Here is an 18,194-nt window from a genome sequence, read left to right as displayed (position 1 = left end):
TGGCGACAATCTGAACGTTTCACCCACAGCGCTTCCCGGCCGCTCACACCCGACCTCGATGCGGCCGCGGCCGACTCGGGAGCGGTACCGTGTTGTTCCCGAGGGATACCACCCCATTCCCGGTCGTAACCGGCACCCGGGCGCCATGGTCGGCAACACCCCGGTGCTGTGGGTGTCGGGGGACGCGAGTCCAGTCGGCAGCGCCGATCGTGGATTCTGGGCCAAGCTGGAAGGCTTCAACCCCGGCGGCATGAAAGACCGCCCAGCCATGCACATGGTGGAACGGGCCCGCGCCCGCGGTGATCTGGCCCCCGGAGCGGCCATCGTCGAGTCAACGAGCGGCACGCTGGGGTTGGGCCTGGCGCTGGCCGGTTCCGTCTACGGCCATCCGGTCACGCTGCTCATCGATCCGGGACAGGAACTGATCGTCACGCGCATGATGACCGCCTATGGCGCCCGCGTCGACATGGTGACCGAACCGCACCCGGTCGGGGGCTGGCAACAAGCTCGCAAGGACCGAGTTGCGCAGTTGTTGGCCGCTGACCCCAGTGCCTGGAATCCCAACCAATCCAGCAACCCCGACAACGTCGCCGCCTACCGGCCGCTGGCGCTCGAGATGGCGGCTCAACTCGGCCGAGTCGACGTGCTGGTGTGCTCGGTGGGAACTGGCGGCCATTCATCGGGTGTTGCGCGGGTGCTCCGAGAGTTCAATCCCGCCATGCGGCTGATCGGTGTGGACACCATCGGCTCCACAATCTTTGGTCAGCCCGCGTCGAGCAGGCTGATGCGCGGGCTGGGGTCGAGCGTCTTTCCACGCAACGTCGATTACAGCGCCTTCAATGAAGTGCACTGGGTTGCCCCCGCCGAAGCCGTCTGGGCGTGCCGGTCCATGGCGGCTACCCACTACGCCAGCGGCGGATGGAGCGTCGGAGCGGTCGCTGTGGTCGCCGGATGGGCCGCGCGCACCTTGCCGTCGGACATCACTATCGCCGCGGTGTTTCCCGACGGTGCCCAGCGCTACTTCGACACGGTCTACAGCGACGACTACTGCAACGAGCACGGGCTGCTTGGTCAGCGACCCGCGACCGAGCCGGAGGTGATCGCCTCTCCCTCGGCCGCGGTGGTGCAACGTTGGACGCGTAGCGCGACGGTGATCGACCCGACCCAGGTAGCGGCGTGATGGGCTTCCTGGCGCAGTTCCGCAGCTTCAACCGGCCCAGCCGGGTGCTGATGATCAACCAGTTCGGCATCAACGTCGGCTTCTATATGTTGATGCCATACCTGGCCGACTACCTGGCGGGACCGCTCGGTCTGGCCGCATGGGCGGTGGGTTTGGTGATGGGCGTGCGCAACTTCTCCCAACAGGGCATGTTCTTTGTGGGTGGGACGCTGGCCGACCGGTTCGGCTACAAACCGCTGATCGTTGCCGGTTGTTTGATCCGTACCGGTGGGTTTGCGCTACTGGTGGTCGCACGGTCGCTGCCTAGTGTGCTGATTGCCGCGGCGGCAACGGGTTTCGCCGGAGCGCTGTTCAACCCCGCGGTGCGTGCCTATGTGGCCGCGGACTCCGGTGATCGCAAGCTCGAAGCGTTTGCGACGTTCAACATCTTCTATCAGGCCGGGATCCTGCTGGGCCCGCTGGTGGGGCTGGCCTTGCTGACGCTAGATTTCCGGATGACGGTGCTGGGGGCCTCGGCCGTCTTTGCGGTCTTGACGGCCGCTCAGCTGATGGCGTTGCCCCAGCACCTGGCCGACCCTGACACCAAGAACGAGTCGATTCTGCAGGGCTGGAAAGCGATTGTGCGCAACCGCTCGTTCCTGGGCTTCGCGGCCGCCATGACGGGTGCCTACGTGCTGTCGTTCCAGGTCTACCTCGCCCTGCCGATACAGGCATCGTTACTGGCGCCTGGCCACCAATCTGTTTTGGTAGCGGCCATGTTCGCGGTATCCGGGCTGATCGCGATCGCCGGCCAGCTACGCATCACCCGCTGGTTCGCGGCGCACTGGAGGGTAAGTCGCAGCCTGGTGGTCGGGGCTGCGATCTTGGCCATGGCGTTCGTGCCGCTTGCGATGGTGCCTAACGCGCAACGTTTCGGCACCGGTGCCGCGGTCGCGGCGCTGTTGGTATCTGCGAGTTTGCTCGCTGTCGCTTCGGCGGCGTTGTTTCCCTTCGAAATGCGCACCGTGGTGGTGCTGGCCGAAGACAAACTCGTGGCGACGAACTATGGCTTCTACAGCACGATAGTCGGCGTCGGAATCCTGGTCGGCAACCTTGCGGTGGGCTCGCTGATGAGCGTGGCACACCGTTTTGGCGCCGATGAAATCGTCTGGGGTGGATTGATTCTGATCGGTCTCGCGACGGTGGCCGGCCTGTATCAGCTGGACCGGCAGGCGACGCGCGCCGAGCGACTGAGCCGGCGTCATCCACCGGCGCAGCTCTGCCAACAGGCGGCCTAGTCGCGCGCAGGAACCCCGAGTCGGCCCCGCCGCAGTGGCCTAGTGTGCAGGTCTAGCCAGCGGCCAGCCAGTCACTGAAGTGGGTGGGGTAGATGGTCACATCCTCGCCGTCGGTGGGGACGATGCTGTGCCCATCGAGCACCGCGCCGAAGTAGCGGGCGTTGGGATCGGTGCGTACCTGGCGGGAATCGCCATGTGCGGCAAGCCCCATGCGGACGAAGTCGTCCATGCCGAACTTGTTCGGGCCGGCGATGTTGGTGGTCCCGTTGAGCGGATCGCTGATCGCAGCTCGAGTGACGCCGGTTGCCACATCGCTGGCCGCGATCGGCTGGATGGCCGCGGTGTGTGACAGGCGCACGGTGTCACCATTGGTGGCCGAATCGGCAATTCCGAGCACGAATTCGAAGAACTGGGTGGCCCGCACAATGGAATACGGCAGATCCGATTCCTTGATCAGCTTCACCTGGGCGCACTTGGCCCGCAAGTAGCCGCTGTTGGGCACCCGGTCGGTGCCCACGATGGACAGCGCGACGTGGTGGCGCACGCCCGCTGTTTGCTCCGCCGCGAGCAGGTTCTTGGTCGATGTGGTGAAGAAATGCAGTACGTCGTCGTCGGCAAAGGAGGGGGAATTGGAGACGTCGACCACCGCGTCGGCTCCGGCAACGGCATCGGCCAGCCCCTCGCCGGTGAGCGCGTTGACGCCCGAGCGCGGCGACGCAGCGACGGCCTGGTGTGCTAGCCCGGTCAACTGGGCGACGACTTGCGATCCGATCAGCCCGCTGCGACCGATAACCAGAATCTTCATGGTCAAGCCCCTCCCGGTCCGCGTGATGGAACTGCTCAATCCAGCATCCTCCGTTTTCGGGCCGATGAAACAGGGAAAGTCCGTGGTTTTGGCGGGTCGCCGGGGGGCGTCAGGGTGATGACGGCTCCGGGTGACAGCAATGGGAACTAAATCAACTGCTTGACTTAACCTGGCTCGCGCGGATTAACTCGTTCTGTGGTCGACGAATTGGCCGGCAAAATAGCCATTGTCACCGGCGGGGCCTCCGGGATCGGGCGCGCCACGGTGGCGCGGTTTATCGCCGAGGGGGCGCGGGTTGTGATCGCCGACGTCGAAGAGGAGCGTGGGGGGTCCTTGGCGGCCGCGCTGGGCGCCGATGCCATGTTCTGTCGGACCGACGTCTCCCAACCCGAACAGGTCGCGGCGGTGGTGGCCGCCGCCGTCGACAACTTCGGCGGCTTGCACGTGATGGTGAACAATGCCGGTGTCTCCGGCGCCATGCACCGCAGATTCCTCGATGATGACCTGGCCGATTTCCACCGCGTGATGGCCGTCAACGTGCTGGGAGTGATGGCTGGCACCCGTGATGCCGCCCGGCACATGGCCGCCCACGGCGGAGGATCGATCGTCAATCTCACCTCCATCGGCGGGATTCAGGCAGGCGGGGGAGTGATGACGTATCGGGCGTCGAAGGCGGCGGTGATTCAATTCACCAAGTCGGCGGCGATCGAGCTGGCGCACTACGAGATTCGGGTCAATGCGATCGCGCCCGGCAACATCCCCACCCCGCTGTTGGCCTCGTCGGCGGCGGGACTGGATCAAGAGCAAGTCGAGCGGTTCACCGCGCAGATTCGCCAGACCATGCGTGAGGACCGGCCGCTGAAGCGGGAGGGCACGCCCGAGGACATCGCCGAAGCGGCGTTGTACTTCGCCGGTGAACGGTCGCGATATGTCACCGGGACCGTTCTTCCCGTGGATGGTGGGACGGTGGCGGGCAAGGTGATTCGCCGCAGCAGGTAGGGCGGCGGGACGATTCCCGGGTCGACCGGCGCCAGCAATTTAAATCAATCGCTTGACTTAATGCCTCGATGCGCGGTTGACTAGGCATCATGACCGCCGTTGGCAGGGCCGTTCGCGGTGAACGGGCCAGCTCCACACAAGAGGCGATCCTGGTCGCGGCCGAGCGGCTGTTCGCCGAGCACGGTGTGTTCGCGGTCTCCAACCGCCAGGTCAGCGAGGCGGCGGGGCAGGGCAACAACGCCGCGGTGGGGTATCACTTCGGCACCAAGACCGATCTGGTTCGCGCTATCGAGCAGAAGCATCGCGTACCGATCGAGCGGCTTCGCGAGCAAATGGTGGCAGCGGCCGCCGCCAAGGGGGCGGCCGCGACGATGCGGGATTGGGTGGCGTGTTTGGTCCGCCCGCTCACCGAACACCTTGCGGTCCTGGGTAATCCGACTTGGTACGCACGGTTTGCCGCGCAGGCGATGACCGATCCCGCCTACCACAACATCATCGTCAAAGATGCGCTGAGTTCGCCGTCGCTGGTTCAGGTCATCGACGGCATCAACAGCTGTCTACCGGATCTGCCGGTCGACGTGCGCTACGAACGCAACCTGATGGCGCGCAACCTCTTGATGCACACCTGTGCCGATCTCGAACGTGCGCTTGCCGCGGGCACCTCGGTGCCGCGACCCTCCTGGCGCGAGGCCGCGACCGGACTGATCGACGCGATAACTGGCCTATGGCTGGCGCCTGTGACAGCGCGCGAGTGAGAAGGGGCGCAGATGAAAGTGATTGTCGATGAAAACATCTGCGCATCGTCGGGCAACTGCGTGATGAATGCACCCGAGATATTCGACCAGCGGGACGAGGACGGTGTGGTCGTCCTGCTCAACGCGAATCCGCCCGCTGAGCTCGCCGAAGGTGCCCGCAGGGCGGCCGCGTCCTGCCCGGCGATGGCAATCAAGATCGAGGAGTGACCGTGTCCGACACGCTCGCAAGCCCCAGCCCCGAGACGGCGGCGGGAATCCCGGACTATCCGATGTCGCGGTCCGCGGGCTGTCCGTTCGCCCCGCCGCCAGGAGTCATGTCCCTGGCGGCAGCTAAGCCGCTAACCAGGGTGCGCATCTGGGACGGCAGCACACCGTGGCTCATCACGGGATATGAGCAAGTGCGCGAGCTGTTTTCCGACTCACGGGTAAGCGTTGATGATCGGCTGCCGGGCTTCCCGCACTGGAATGCGGGCATGTTGTCGACCGTTCACAAGCGTCCCCGGTCGGTGTTCACCGCCGACGGCGAGGAGCACACCCGATTTCGGCGGATGCTGTCGAAACCGTTCACCTTCAAGAGGGTGGAAGCACTGCGCCCCACCATCCAGCAGATCACCGACGAGCACATCGATGCGATGCTGGCCGGCCCGCAGCCAGCCGACCTTGTCGCCAAACTGGCCCTGCCGGTGCCGTCGTTGGTGATCAGCCAACTGCTGGGGGTGCCCTACGAGGACGCCGAGATGTTTCAGCACCACGCCAATGTCGGGCTGGCCCGGTACGCGACCGGTGCGGACACCGTCAAAGGCGCGATGAGCCTGCACAAGTATCTGGCTGAGCTGGTCGAAGCCAAAATGGCGAACCCGGCCGAAGACGCGGTCTCCGATCTGGCCGAGCGGGTCAAGGCCGGTGAGCTCAGCGTCAAGGAGGCCGCCCAGTTGGGCACCGGCTTGCTGATCGCCGGACACGAGACCACCGCAAACATGATCGGTCTTGGCGTGCTCGCGTTGCTGGTGAACCCCGACCAGGCTGGGATTCTGCGGGATGCCCACGACCCCAAGATCGTCGCGAATGCGGTCGAGGAACTGCTGCGCTACCTCAGCATCATTCAAAACGGCCAGCGCCGGGTCGCCCACGAAGACATTCACATTGGCGGAGAAACCATCCGCGCCGGCGAAGGCATCATCATCGATCTCGCTCCGGCGAACTGGGATGCGCACGCGTTCACCGAACCGGATCGGCTATATCTGCACCGCGCGGGCGCCGAGCGCAACGTCGCCTTCGGCTACGGCAGGCACCAGTGCGTCGGCCAACAGCTCGCCCGCGCCGAGTTGCAGATTGTCTACCGCACTCTCTTGCAGCGCATCCCCACGTTGACGCTGGCCACTGCGCTCGAAGACGTCCCGTTCAAAGACGACCGCCTGGCCTATGGGGTCTATGAACTACCCGTGACCTGGTGACCACTGTCTTAACCCGGATCCGAATGGAGGATCAATGATGTCGGCCCCAACCAGCTCCGTCTCGCTCTACCCGCCGGAAGGCTTTGGAGCACCCAAGAATCGCCGGGGACATGCCAGCGGCATCAATGTGGGGCTGCCCGAGGGCACGGTGGTGTTCTCGGCCGACAATCACATATCGCTGGCCGCCGACATCTTCTATGAGCGCTTCCCGGACGATCTGAAGGACAAGGCACCGCGTATCTAGTACGAAGACGGTGCTTTTCAGGTCGGGCGCAAGGGCCAGTCGTTCCTTCCGGGCGACTTCAGCGCGGTCCTCATGCAATACGACGACCTGCCCGGGGCCGCCAGCACCAACATCGAGGCGAGGATCCAGGAACTTCGTGAGGACGGGGTCGACAAGGAGCTCGCGTTTCCCAACGCGGTGCTCGCCCTCTTTCACTACCCGGACAAGATGCTTCGGGAACTCGCATTCCGCATCTACAACGAGTACATCGCCGAACTACAGGAGCGCTCCGCCGGTCACTTCTACAGTGCCGGGCTGATCAACTGGTGGGACCCCGACGGAACCCGCCGCACCCTAGAGGAGCTGAAATCGCTTGGACTCAAGACTTTTTTGATGCCGCTAAACCCGGGCAAGGACGACGACGGCAACCCTATCGACTACGCGAGCACGACCATGCGGCCAGTCTGGGACGAGATCGAGGCTTCCGGCATGCCGATCACCCACCACATCGGCGAGACCCCGCCCAAGAGCCCCTGTGAGTTCAACAGCGTCGTCGTCGGGATGATGATCAATATCGACGGATTCCGGGAGACGTTCTCCAAGTACATCTTCGGCGGCATCCTCGACCAGCATCCGGGTTTGCGGGTCGGCTGGTTCGAAGGCGGCATCGCCTGGGTGCCCTGGGCACTACAGGACGCTGAGCATTTGGTGGCGTCCTATCAGCACATGTTCAATCGGCCGCTCGAGCATGACGTTCGCTACTACTGGGACAAGCACATGAGCGCATCGTTCATGGTTGACCCGCTGGGACTGGAACTGATCGATCGCATCGGGGTCGGCAAGGTCATGTGGTCCTCGGACTATCCGCACAATGAGAGCACCTACGGCTATTCGGAGAAGTCGCTGGCCGCTGTCGTCGACGCGGTCGGGCCGCAGCATGCCGCCCGGATAGTCAGCGGCAACATCACCGAATTCCTAGGACTCTGCGGATTTCTGATGACGACGTTCGCGCGGCCGCCCTCGCCTGAGATGCAGATTCCGGAGCGGCCGGACCTGACCCGGATGCGGCGCGAGACGGGGGCCAGGCTCCGCCGCGCGACGGCCGATCGCGGCGTCGACGCGATGATCTTGTTGGGTAACAGCGCCGTCGTCTACGCCACCGGCGCCAGTTGGCCGCTGGGAGATGCCGGGCTGTCCTACGTTGAGCGCCCGGTGGCGGTGGTGCTGGCCGGCCACCCGTGGCCGCACCTGTTCCTGCCGTTTCGGGAGGGCGCATCCCAGGAGTCGGAGTTGCCCTCCGATCACCTGCACGGTCCGGTCTACCTCGAATTCGACGAAGGAGTAGAGAATTTCGCGCGCCTGCTGTCGGAGCTGATCCCACCGGCAGCCACCATCGCGGTCGACGAGTTGACCGGTGCCATGGCACGAGCCGCAAAGCTGCTGTTCCCCAGCGGTGCCCCCGTCGATGCGAGCGCCGTCGTGAGTGCCGCCAAGGTGATCAAGACCTCAGATGAACTCGCGTGCATCCGCAACGCCGTCCGAATCACCGATGAGGCGATGGTGCAAGTGCACGAGGCGCTGGCGCCCGGGATTCGGCAGATCGAGCTATCCGCGCGTTTTCTGCGCCGGGCCTTCGAACTGGGTGCCACCGCCAGCATGCTCGAACCGATCTGGCAGGTCATGCCGGCAAGCAGGGCCGAGGGTGTGTGGACCACCCACGGCGACTTGGCGCTGCCGCTGCTGAGCACCGAGCGAGAACTCGCCGCAGGCGACGTGCTGTGGACCGACGTGAGCATCACCTACCAGGGCTACTGCTCAGACTTCGGGCGGACCTGGATCGTGGGGCGTGACCCGCAGCCACGGCAGCAGCAACAGTTCGACAGGTGGCGCGAGATCATGAGCGCCGTGGTCGGCGTGGCCCGCGCCGGCGCGACGGCAGCCGAGTTGGCCAGGGCCGCAACGGCGGCCAACGGCGGTGCTCGGCCCTGGTTGCCGCACTTCTATCTGGGCCACGGAATCGGTGTAAACGCGGCCGAAATGCCGATGATCGGAACCGATCTCGGTGACGAGTTCGATGAGAACTTCGTGCTGGAGCCGGGCATGGTGCTGGTGCTCGAGCCAGTTGTGTGGGAAGACGGTACCGGAGGCTACCGCAGTGAAGAGGTGCTGGTGATCACCGAGGAAGGCTCGACGCGCTTGACCGACTACCCGTATGACCCTTATGTCGACTGAAGTACTGCCCGACAATCGGGCGCTGCGTTGCGGGCGCCGGCAACGTGCGCTCGAGCAGATGGCGGCCCACGATCTCGATGTCCTGGTTCTCGGTAGGCAGGCCAACGTCCGCTATGTCTCGGGCACTCCACAACTTTGGGTCGCTGGGACTAGGCCCTTCGGCCCCACCTGCGTCCTGGTCCGCGCGACAGGTGCCATTCATCTGCTCAGCACCTGGGATGAAGGCGTTCCCGATGACATCCCGCACGAGAACCTCTATGGCATCTCGTGGAACCCGATGAACACCATTTCGGTGCTCGAGCGCATCGACGGTGCCGCCACCGCCCGGCGGGTGGGGGCCGACGCGCTGTCAACGGTCTTCGCCCAGCTGCTGCCGCAGGCATTTCCCAACGCGGAGCTAGTCGACGGCGAGCTCGCGATGCGCGCCGCCCGGCGGATCAAGACGGACGAGGAGGTGGTCGCGCTGCGGGCAGCCATCGCGGTCGCCGAGTCCGGGCTGGCCGCGGCGGTAGCCGAGCTGCGAACCGGGGTCAGTGAACAGCTGCTGGCCGGCGTGCTGGTGGAAGCGGTGTTGGCCGGCGGCGTCAGCACTCCCTCCAATCAGGATGTGGCGTGGGTGACTTCGCGCGAGCACCCGTGGCAGCGGGCCAGCGGCGATCGTCGCGTCCGGTCCGGGGACTTGGTGGCCTTCTCCGCGGGGGTCCTGGCCGGCGGATACATCGGCGAGGTGGGCCGAACCTGGCCCGCAGACGGTGTTGCGGGCGCCGCGCCGCTGTACCAACGATGGGCGAAGCTGTGGGATGGGCTGCTTTTAGCGCGCCAGCCGGGTGCGGGGGCCGGCGAATTGCTGAATGCCTACCGGCAGGCCGGAGAACCGGCGCCGCCGATGCCGGTAGCGCGGGGCCTGGGAATGGGCTTTGACCCGCCCGTCATCTCCGCCCAGCTGCCCGCGACGGCGGCCAATGACCGATTGGAGCCGGGAATGGTTCTTGCCGTGACGGGTTACGTGTGGGAGGCGGGGGTGGGCGCAGTGTTTGGCCGCGAAGCGGTGTTGGTCAACGCCGATGGACCCGAGGTGTTGACCGCCAGCCCGATGTGGCAGGCCTAGCCATGCCAAAATCGGAGCCGCCGGTGGACAAGGTGATCCGGTATGACAAGGACCCCGAGACCCGAATCGCCGCCATCACCTTCGATCGCCCAGGCCATCTGAATGCGCCGACGATAGCCGCGCGACTGCGCTACGCCGATCTGCTGCACCGGGCCAGCATCGATGACGAGGTCAAGGTACTGGTGATTCGCGGCGAGGGAGAGGATCTGGGCTCGGGTGCGGATCTCGAAGAGTTCATGGAGGTGATGAACTCTCCGGATCAGGGCCCGCGGCTTGCCGAATTCCGGATCGGCCCTGAGGAGGTCAAGTATCCGCCGTTGGGCTCTTTTCGTCATGGCGCATCGGTCAGTCAGTGGTATGCCAATCCGAACGCCGGGATTCGTGGCCTGCAGGATTTCAAGAAGATCTCCATCCTGGAGGTCAAGGGTTACTGCTATGGCTGGCACTTCTATCAGGCGGCCGACGCTGATCTGGTGATCTCCAGCGATGATGCGCTCTTCGGGCATCCGTCATTTCGCTACTACGGCTGGGGTCCGCGGATGTGGTGGTGGGCGCAGACCATGGGCATCCGCAAGTTTCAGGAAATGGTGTTCACCGGAAGGGCTTTCACCGCCGCGGAGATGCAGGACTGCAACTTTCTCAACAGCGTGGTACCGCGCGAGGAACTCGAAGCCGAGGTGGCCAAGTATGCGTTGGCCTGTGCGCGCAACCGGCCTAACGACACGGTGTTCATGCAGAAGGTCTTCTTCGAAATCATGAAGCAGTTCCAGGGCGAGTACATGGGCAGCCTGCTTAGTGGCTTCTTCGAGTCGATGGGCAGCGGTGTGCGGGCCGACACCGATGACCTCATGCTCGATGACGCCATCGAGCAGGGTCTGGGCGATGCGGTCAAGGACAATGACAGCCGGTTCCCACCGGGGTGGCGCCTGAGCATGAAATCGCGGGCCAAAGACGGCACCGGCAAGCCTGCCAAGCAGAAGAAGAAAAAAGGTTAGTGGAGGCCACACCGCCGCCAGTTCAGCCGCCCCTGGCCGGTTACCGGGTGGTGGATCTGTCCACCGGTATCGCGGGCGCATATTGCACCAAACTGCTCGCCGACGGCGGTGCTGACGTTGTCAAAGTCGAGCCACCAGAGGGTGATCCGTTGCGCTGGTGCTCGGCTTCGGGCACCGCCATCCCCGAGGGCAACGACGGCGCCCTGTTCAACTTCCTGGCCGGTAGCCAGCACAGCGTCGTCGCGGCACCCGAATCCGATCGCGACCTGGCGTTGGTCGAGGCGCTACTGGCCGCCGCCGACGCGGTGGTGTGGTCGCCAGGTTCCAGAGTCGCTGAGCACCCGCGCCTTGGGCCGCAAGAGCTGCACCGGCGCCATCCGCAGCTCACGGTCACGTCGATAACCCCGTTCGGGCTGGAGGGGCCCTGGCACGACCGGCCCGCGACCGAGTTCACCCTGCAGGCGTGGTCAGGCGCAATCATCGGGCTCGGACGTGGCCTCGCCGATCGCGCGCCGGTCTTCGTCGGCGGGCGAGTCGGCGAAGACCTGGCCGGAGCATATGCCAGCGTGGCCACCTTGGCCTCCCGGCACCGCCGGATCAGCGACGGATGGGGAGAACTGATCGACCTATCCATGCTGGAAACCCAAATTCTCAGCCAGACTTACTATCCCGTCACCTATTTCGAAATGCTCGGCCGACCATGGCGTGACGCTCGGCGGTTGACCGTACCGGGGGTGGCTTGTGCCCAAGACGGGCTGGTCGATCTGGGATGTGGAACCGCGCAGCAGTGGTTCGACCTGTGCGCGATGGTCGGTCACCCGGAGTGGATCGACGAGCAATCGCCGTTGTCGATCACCGAACAAGCCAACCTCCATGCCGAGGAGATCTACGACTGGCTGCGCAGCCATCCGTCCGACGAGATCCGGGAACTCGCGACGGCGTTCCGGATTCCCAACGCGCCGGTGGCCAATGGGGCCAACATCGCCTCGCTCGACCATTTTCAGGCGCGAGGTTCCTTTGTCCGCAACCCCCGCGACGGGTTCCTGCAACCGGCCCATCCGTACCGGATCAGTTCGGTGCACCTGCGCCGCCCCGGTCCGGCGCCGCGGCTCGGGGAACATGGCGACCACTACCGGACGGCCGAACTGAAGCCCAGGCCGGTACCGACGCCGAAGGTTCTGACGCGGCTGCCGCTGAGTGGCATTCGCGTGCTCGACCTGACCACATTCTGGGCGGGCCCGTCGTGCACGCACCTGTTGGCCATGCTCGGCGCCGAGGTGATCCACGTCGAATCGACCCGCCGTCCCGACGGTACCCGGCTGATTGCCGGCGTACCCGTGACCGAAGACCAATGGTGGGAGAAGTCGCCCATTTTCGTGGCGCTGAACACCAACAAGAAGGGTGTGACGCTGGACCTGGGGGATTCGCGGGGTCGGGAAGTATTGCACCGGTTGATCGCAACCTGTGACGTGATAGCCGAGAACTTCACTCCGCGCGTCATGGACCAGCTGGGTCTGGATTTCACCACGGTGCAGTCGATTCGGTCTGATGCCATCCTGCTACGCATGCCTGGATTCGGCCTGGACGGACCGTGGCGCGACAATCCGGCGTTTGCTTATGTCATCGAGTCCGCGGCCGGAAGAAGCTGGATGACGGGCTATCCCGACCTCACACCGTATGAGCCGTATTCGGTTGGCGACCCCAATGCGGGTGTGCATGCGGCCAATGCGCTGCTGCTGGCGCTCGAGCACCGGCGGCGCACCGGTCGGGGTGTGCTGGTGGAAGCGGCGATGGTGGACGCCGCGCTGAACATCGCTGCGGAGCAGGTCATCGAATACAGCGCGTACGGGCGGCTGCTGGAGCGCGCGGGCAACCGCGGCCCCGCCGCTGTGCCGCAAAACCTCTACCGCAGCTCTGACATCGACGAGTTCGGCCGCCTGGACAGCTGGGTTGCCATTGCGGTCTCGACTGACCAGCACTGGCAGCAGCTGGGTGCTGCGCTCGGATCACCCTCTTGGGCGGCCGAACCACGCCTGGCCACAGCGGCCGGCCGGCGCACCCACGAAGACGTCATTGACGACCACTTGACGGCGTGGTGCGGGCAGCGGGGCAGCGACGAGATCGTGGCCACCCTATGGCAAGCCGGTGTACCGGTGGCCAAGGTGATGCAACCGCATCGGCAGTCGGAGTTGGCCCAGTTGGCTTCGCGCGGCTTCTTCGAGGTGGTGGACCATCCGGTGAACGGCCCGGTCAGGCTCAGCACTGTGCCGATGCGGCTGTCCGGTTGGCCAGGACGATTTCACACCGAACCAGCGCCCCTGTTGGGTCAGCACAATCGTGAGTTGCTGACCGAGCTGGGCCTGACCGCGGCGGAGATATCCGAGCTGGAATCTGACGGTGTTATCGGGGCGGCCCCGGCAATGTACTCGGCAACCTGAGCAGCACCATGGCAATTGATCCCGCGGATGTCCTGCTCAACGGCCGGGTGGCGGTGGTGACCGGCGCGGGATCGGGGATCGGTCGTGGCGTCGCCGCTGGCCTTGCGGCGTTCGGCGCCTCGGTGGCGATATGGGAGCGGGACCCGCAAACCTGCGCGCAGGCCGCAGCCGAGCTTGGCGGCCTGGGCATCGCCACCGACGTACGCAGCGGCGACCAGGTGGACGCCGCCCTGCAGCGAACCCAGGCCGAACTGGGCGAGGTAACCATCCTGGTCAACAACGTGGGCGGGGTGTTCTGGTCGCCGCTGCTGCAGACCAGTGAGAAGGGCTGGGATGCGCTCTACCGCAGCAACTTAGGTCATGTGCTGCTGTGTACCCAGCGGGTGGCCCGGCGGCTGGTTGCCGCGGGGCTACCGGGCAGCATCATGGCGATCACCTCGATCGAGGGAGTGCGGGCCGCGCCTGGTTACGCGGCGTACGCCGCCGCCAAGGCGGGCGTTGTCAACTACACCAAGACCACGGCACTGGAGCTGGCGCACCACGGCATTCGGGTGAATGCGATCGCACCCGATATCACGATGACCGAGGGGCTGGCGCAGCTGGGCGGCGCCGCGGCACTGGAGCGCATCGGAAGTCTGGTCCCGTTGGGGCGCCCCGGTGATGTCGATGAGATAGCAAGTGTCGCGGTGTTTCTCGCGTCTGACATGGCGCGCTACGTCACCGGCCAGACAATTCACGTCGACGGTGGCACCCACGCCGCGGCGGGCTGGTACCGCGATCCGCAGACTGGCGAATACCGGCTGGGTCCGGGCTAGTGCCGCCAGCCTTCGGCGGCCTGCTCGTCGAATGTGCGGTCAATACGGGCAAACCTGCGTTGAATCGAGGTGCGGGCGCCCTCGTGTGGCAGCACGTAGAGGCGGTTGGCCAGGATGGCGTCGGCCGTCAGGCGTGCCAGCTCGTCGACGCTGAGGCTATCGTCCTGGGCCGGCAGGGAGCCCATATCCCCGGTTACCTGCGGCGCGGATGACAGTCCGTAGTCCGCGCCGCGGATCCGCTCCGAGTTGGAGACCAGCCGGGTCTCGACGACCATCGGGCACAACACCGTTACCCCGACTACGCGGTCTTTTATTTCGCGGGAGAGGGTTTCGGCCAGGCCGACGACGCCGTATTTGGCTACGCCGTAGGCGCCGAGCCCGGCGTTGGGCACCAGTCCGGCAAAGGACGCGGTGAACGCGATGTGTCCACCGTGTTCCAGCAGCTTCGGCAGGAACGCCTCGACGGTATGAATTGAGCCCCACAGATCGATGTCGATCACCCACCGCCAGTCGTCGTGGGTCATGTCGGCGATCGGACCCGCCACGACAATGCCGGCATTGCTGAACACCACGTCGATTTGCCCCAGCAGGCGGGCGGATTCGGCCGCGAGATGGTTGACTTCGCTCAGATGGCGGACGTCACACATCACGCCGTGCGCATCGAAACCCTTCCCGCGCAGATGTTCGACGGACCGCTCCAGTCCCGGCTTGTCGATGTCGGCCAGCACCACCTTGGCCCCGCGCCGAGCGAACTCGGTAGCCGTGGCCAAGCCGATGCCGCTCGCCCCACCCGTTATGACCGCCCCGCGTCCCGCAAATCCGTCCATGTGACGGAACCCTATTTCAGGCAGCCACCTGCGTCGACGGGTAGGGTGACACCGGTTATGTAGCGGGACTCGTCGGAGGCCAGGAACAGCACGGCGTTGCTGATGTCTTCGGCCTCGACCCACGGAATCGGCAGGGTGTGGAAGAGCTGGCAGATCGGTGCCATGTCGTCGGGACCGGGATTCTCCAGGTCCGGGCGAAACATCTTGAAGGTGCCCTCGTTGTGCAGCATGGGGGTCCGGACATGCGTTGGGTGTACCGAATTGACTCGAATCATGTGTTGCCCCAACTCAACTGCAAAGGACCGCATCAGGCCCACGACGCCGTGTTTGGCCGCCACGTAATTGCCGCAGTGCGGGTACGCCTTCATTCCGCCGACCGAACTGGTCAAGACGATCGAGCCCCCGTTGCCCCCGGCAATCAGATGCGGCACTGCGGCTTTGACGGATTTCCAGACCCCGGACAGGTTGACGTCGATCATCTCCTGCCAGTCGTGTTCACTGGTCTTGTCCAGCGTGGCGCCACCGTTGCCGATGCCCGCGTTGGCCACGATGATGTCCAGCCGGCCCAGTTGGTCCACTCCGGCGTCCACCGCGGCTTTCAGCGCGTCGTAGTCACGCACATCGGCCTCGGCGGTGAAGATCCGGCGGTTGTGTCCCTTGACCAGATCGGCCGTCTCGGCCAGGTCCTCCGGGGTGGACGCCGGGATGGTGGTGTTCTCCACGATGGGTTTACACACGTCGACAGCGATGATGTCGGCACCCTCCTGCGCCAGACGTACCGCGTGGCTGCGGCCCTGGCCGCGAGCCGCTCCGGTGATGAACGCGACTTTTCCCGCGACCCGCCCGCCAAGCTGCTCAGTCATGGATACCTCACTTCCTCAGGTGGGGGTGGCTCAATCGAAGACGGCCGGCATGCTCTCCCAGCCTCGTACGGTGGAGGTCGGGGAGAGCTTGGCGTTACCAAGGTCGACATCCCATTCGGGGAAGCGCTTGAGGATCTCCTCGAGCGCGATCCGGCCTTCCAGCCGTGCCAGCGCCGAGCCCAGGCAGTACTGGGTTCCGACGCTGAAGGTCAAGTGTTGGTGTGGCTCGCGCCGGATATTGAAAACATCACCGTCCGGACGGAATTGGCGATGATCGCGGTTGGCCGCCCCGATCAGCATCATCATGATGCTGCCTTTGGGCACCGATTGGCCGTAGTACCGTAGATCGCGGGTCACGTACCGGGCCACGTGTGGTGCGGGTGCCTCGTAGCGCAGCAGTTCCTCAACCGCCTGCGGAATCAGCGACGGGTCCTCGACCAGTGCTCGGCGCTGATCTGGATGCTCAGCCAATACCTTGCCGGCCCAACCGATCAGCCGGGTGGTGGTCTCGTTGCCCGCTCCGGACACCACACTGACATAGGTGAGAAGTTCATCGCGTCTGAGTCGACGCACGGTCCCGGTCTCGTCCTCGAATTCGGCGTTGAGAAGTTCGGTCATGATGTCGCTGGAGGGATGCTCGGCGCGCCAATCGATGTAGTGGGCGAAGAAGTCGCCGCTGACCATGCCGTCGGCGGAGGCCTTCATCGGTTTTCCGGCCTCGGTGCGTAGCTGGGCAGTGGCGAAATCGCGGGCGGCTTCCTGGTCCTCCTCCGGGACGCCCAGCAGCATGCCGATGACGCGCATCGGCATCTGGGCGCCGAGATCGGCGACGAAGTCGAACCTGCCGCTGCCGATCAGGGGATCCAAACTGCGCGCGCAGAATTCGCGGATTTTGGGTTCTAGATCATTGATCTTGCGCGGGGTGAACATGCGCGACAACAACTTACGGTGAACGTCGTGGACCGGCGGATCCTCGAAGACGAGTACGCCCGCGGGGATGTCGATGTTGGCCTTGATGATCTCGAGGATTGCCCCCCTGGCCGAACTGAACGTTTGATAGTCGACGATGGCCCGGTCGACATCGGCGAACCTGCTCAGCGCGTAGAAGCCGTGCTGCGCGTTGTAGTACAGCGGCGCCTCTTCGCGGAGCCGGCGGAACATTGGGTAGGGGTCCGCGTTGAGCTCTACGTCGTACGGGTCGAAGTAGACGTCACTCGCTGCGGTCACTGTCACCCATGTCGCCTCCCGAAGGAACGTGCTTGCCCGTTCGCCCGTGCAACACGAGTCGTGCGGCACCTGAACTCTGTCATCACCCGCCAACGAGTGTCAACGAGGAATCCGTTTTAGCTAATCGCAGTTCTTATATGAAGCGAATAGCGTTCTCGTTAGGCTGATTCAACGCGCGCGGGCATTATCACCGGCGGACGAAGCGGGCCGGTGACTCGGGCAGGTCTGTTCGGGTGGTGTTAGGAGGCGGCGAATCCGCGTGAACAGAAATCCCATACCTCATCTGCGGTGATGGGGTGGGTCGTCGCGTCGTCGGTGCCGCCGCTGGACTGTGCGATGAACATGACCGTCTGCATGGTCATGGCGGCTATCCGTCTCGGGTTGAGGTCTTCTCGCAGTTCGCCGGCCTCAGCCGCGGCCTCCATCAGCTCGGTGAGCAACGCCACCAGCGGTGCGTGCGCGACTTTGACCTCGGTCGGGTGGCTTACCAACAGGCGCGGCGCGAAGTCGGTAAACAGCGGTCGCTTGGCTGTCGGGTCGGGGCGCGACGCCTCATACAAGAGCTCGACCGCCACTTTCAGTCGCTCCAGCGGATCCGCGTGGGTTTCGGTGGCGGCGCGGATCTGGTCGGCGGACCGGCTCAGTGCGTCCTCGAAGAGCGCCAGCAATAGCTCGTGTTTGCCGTCGAACTGCAGGTAGAAGCTGCGCAGTGACTGCCGTGACCGGTCCACGACTTCCTGCACGGTGAAGTCTGTGCTGCCCTTTTCGATGATGATGGCCTGTGCGGCGTCCAGGAAACGCTGAACGCGCTGCGCCGCTCGCAGTTTCGCGGTCTTGATCGACCGCTCGACGGCGCGCTGCTTCCACGCGGGTTCTTCGCTCGGGTTCGTCACGGGCGGCTCAGATGATTGCCGCGAGAAGAAAACATGGTTGGACTGTACCGGAGAACGCTGTGCCATCGCTGCGCTCGACCTCCCCCCGGACGGTGTACAGGAG

16 protein-coding genes and 1 pseudogene are annotated in these 18,194 nt (G+C 64.9%); 12 read left to right on the top strand and 5 right to left on the bottom strand.

From position 1 onward, the window contains the following. The first annotated feature begins 58 nt into the window (after window positions 1-58). The gene (locus MPSD_RS24455) at window positions 59-1,180 is read left to right on the top strand and encodes a PLP-dependent cysteine synthase family protein (protein ID WP_086085237.1); all 1,122 of its coding nucleotides are present in this window, start codon (window positions 59-61) and stop codon (window positions 1,178-1,180) included. Further along, on the top strand, window positions 1,180-2,457 hold the full coding sequence (locus MPSD_RS24450) for an MFS transporter (RefSeq protein WP_086085232.1): 1,278 nt from the start codon (window positions 1,180-1,182) through the stop codon (window positions 2,455-2,457). Before MPSD_RS24455 ends, MPSD_RS24450 begins: the two co-directional genes overlap by 1 nt. Window positions 2,458-2,509: 52 nt before the next feature. Here MPSD_RS24450 and MPSD_RS24445 read toward each other — a convergent pair whose 3' ends face one another. Continuing rightward, a complete protein-coding gene (locus MPSD_RS24445) occupies window positions 2,510-3,262 on the bottom strand; it encodes an SDR family oxidoreductase (RefSeq protein WP_020785936.1) in 753 nt (250 codons plus the stop codon). A gap of 195 nt (window positions 3,263-3,457) precedes the next feature. Between MPSD_RS24445 and MPSD_RS24440 the strand changes: the two genes are divergently transcribed. The 10 genes and pseudogenes from MPSD_RS24440 (at window position 3,458) to MPSD_RS24395 (ending at window position 14,281) form a co-directional block, all read left to right on the top strand. Further along, entirely contained in the window at window positions 3,458-4,261 is an 804-nt protein-coding gene (locus MPSD_RS24440) for an SDR family NAD(P)-dependent oxidoreductase (RefSeq protein WP_020785937.1), read from the top strand. A gap of 89 nt (window positions 4,262-4,350) precedes the next feature. Next, on the top strand, window positions 4,351-5,016 hold the full coding sequence (locus MPSD_RS24435) for a TetR/AcrR family transcriptional regulator (protein WP_086085233.1): 666 nt from the start codon (window positions 4,351-4,353) through the stop codon (window positions 5,014-5,016). Window positions 5,017-5,028: 12 nt separating this feature from the next. Continuing rightward, on the top strand, window positions 5,029-5,223 hold the full coding sequence (locus MPSD_RS24430; protein WP_011738685.1) for a ferredoxin: 195 nt from the start codon (window positions 5,029-5,031) through the stop codon (window positions 5,221-5,223). A gap of 62 nt (window positions 5,224-5,285) precedes the next feature. Next, a complete protein-coding gene (locus tag MPSD_RS24425) occupies window positions 5,286-6,470 on the top strand; it encodes a cytochrome P450 (protein ID WP_223161692.1) in 1,185 nt (394 codons plus the stop codon). Between the two features lie 148 nt (window positions 6,471-6,618). Beyond that, window positions 6,619-7,677, top strand: a pseudogene (locus MPSD_RS24420) (amidohydrolase family protein); the annotation flags it as partial. A gap of 12 nt (window positions 7,678-7,689) precedes the next feature. Then, complete coding sequence (locus MPSD_RS24415; RefSeq protein ID WP_036427125.1) at window positions 7,690-8,925, top strand: M24 family metallopeptidase; 1,236 nt, start codon at window positions 7,690-7,692, stop codon at window positions 8,923-8,925. After that, on the top strand, window positions 8,915-10,033 hold the full coding sequence (locus MPSD_RS24410; RefSeq protein WP_020785941.1) for a M24 family metallopeptidase: 1,119 nt from the start codon (window positions 8,915-8,917) through the stop codon (window positions 10,031-10,033). The genes MPSD_RS24415 and MPSD_RS24410 overlap by 11 nt, the downstream gene beginning before the upstream one ends. 2 nt (window positions 10,034-10,035) lie before the next feature. Continuing rightward, window positions 10,036-11,028 (top strand): enoyl-CoA hydratase/isomerase family protein, encoded by a 993-nt coding sequence (locus MPSD_RS24405; RefSeq protein WP_036426259.1) that lies wholly within the window; start codon window positions 10,036-10,038, stop codon window positions 11,026-11,028. Further along, entirely contained in the window at window positions 11,028-13,466 is a 2,439-nt protein-coding gene (locus tag MPSD_RS24400; protein ID WP_020785943.1) for a CaiB/BaiF CoA-transferase family protein, read from the top strand. The genes MPSD_RS24405 and MPSD_RS24400 overlap by 1 nt, the downstream gene beginning before the upstream one ends. Before the next feature lie 8 nt (window positions 13,467-13,474). After that, window positions 13,475-14,281: an SDR family NAD(P)-dependent oxidoreductase gene (locus MPSD_RS24395; RefSeq protein ID WP_020785944.1), complete on the top strand. Its 807-nt coding sequence runs from the start codon at window positions 13,475-13,477 to the stop codon at window positions 14,279-14,281. Here the strand turns inward: MPSD_RS24395 and MPSD_RS24390 are convergent. From MPSD_RS24390 to MPSD_RS24375, 4 genes are all read right to left on the bottom strand, one after another. Further along, window positions 14,278-15,108 carry an SDR family NAD(P)-dependent oxidoreductase gene (locus MPSD_RS24390; RefSeq protein ID WP_086085234.1) on the bottom strand — a complete coding sequence of 277 codons (831 nt, stop codon included), beginning with the start codon at window positions 15,106-15,108 and terminating at the stop codon, window positions 14,278-14,280. The genes MPSD_RS24395 and MPSD_RS24390 overlap by 4 nt on opposite strands. An 11-nt stretch (window positions 15,109-15,119) precedes the next feature. Continuing rightward, a complete protein-coding gene (locus MPSD_RS24385) occupies window positions 15,120-15,971 on the bottom strand; it encodes a mycofactocin-coupled SDR family oxidoreductase (RefSeq protein ID WP_020726606.1) in 852 nt (283 codons plus the stop codon). A 30-nt stretch (window positions 15,972-16,001) separates the two neighbouring features. After that, complete coding sequence (locus MPSD_RS24380; protein WP_020785946.1) at window positions 16,002-17,204, bottom strand: cytochrome P450; 1,203 nt, start codon at window positions 17,202-17,204, stop codon at window positions 16,002-16,004. A gap of 233 nt (window positions 17,205-17,437) precedes the next feature. Next, window positions 17,438-18,091, bottom strand: a complete 654-nt coding sequence (locus tag MPSD_RS24375) for a TetR/AcrR family transcriptional regulator (RefSeq protein WP_020726604.1) — start codon at window positions 18,089-18,091, stop codon at window positions 17,438-17,440. Window positions 18,092-18,194: the final 103 nt, after the last annotated feature.

Source organism: Mycobacterium pseudoshottsii JCM 15466 (genome assembly GCF_003584745.1).
GTDB lineage: Bacteria > Actinomycetota > Actinomycetes > Mycobacteriales > Mycobacteriaceae > Mycobacterium > Mycobacterium marinum.
This window is presented reverse-complemented; position numbering and strand designations above follow the sequence as displayed.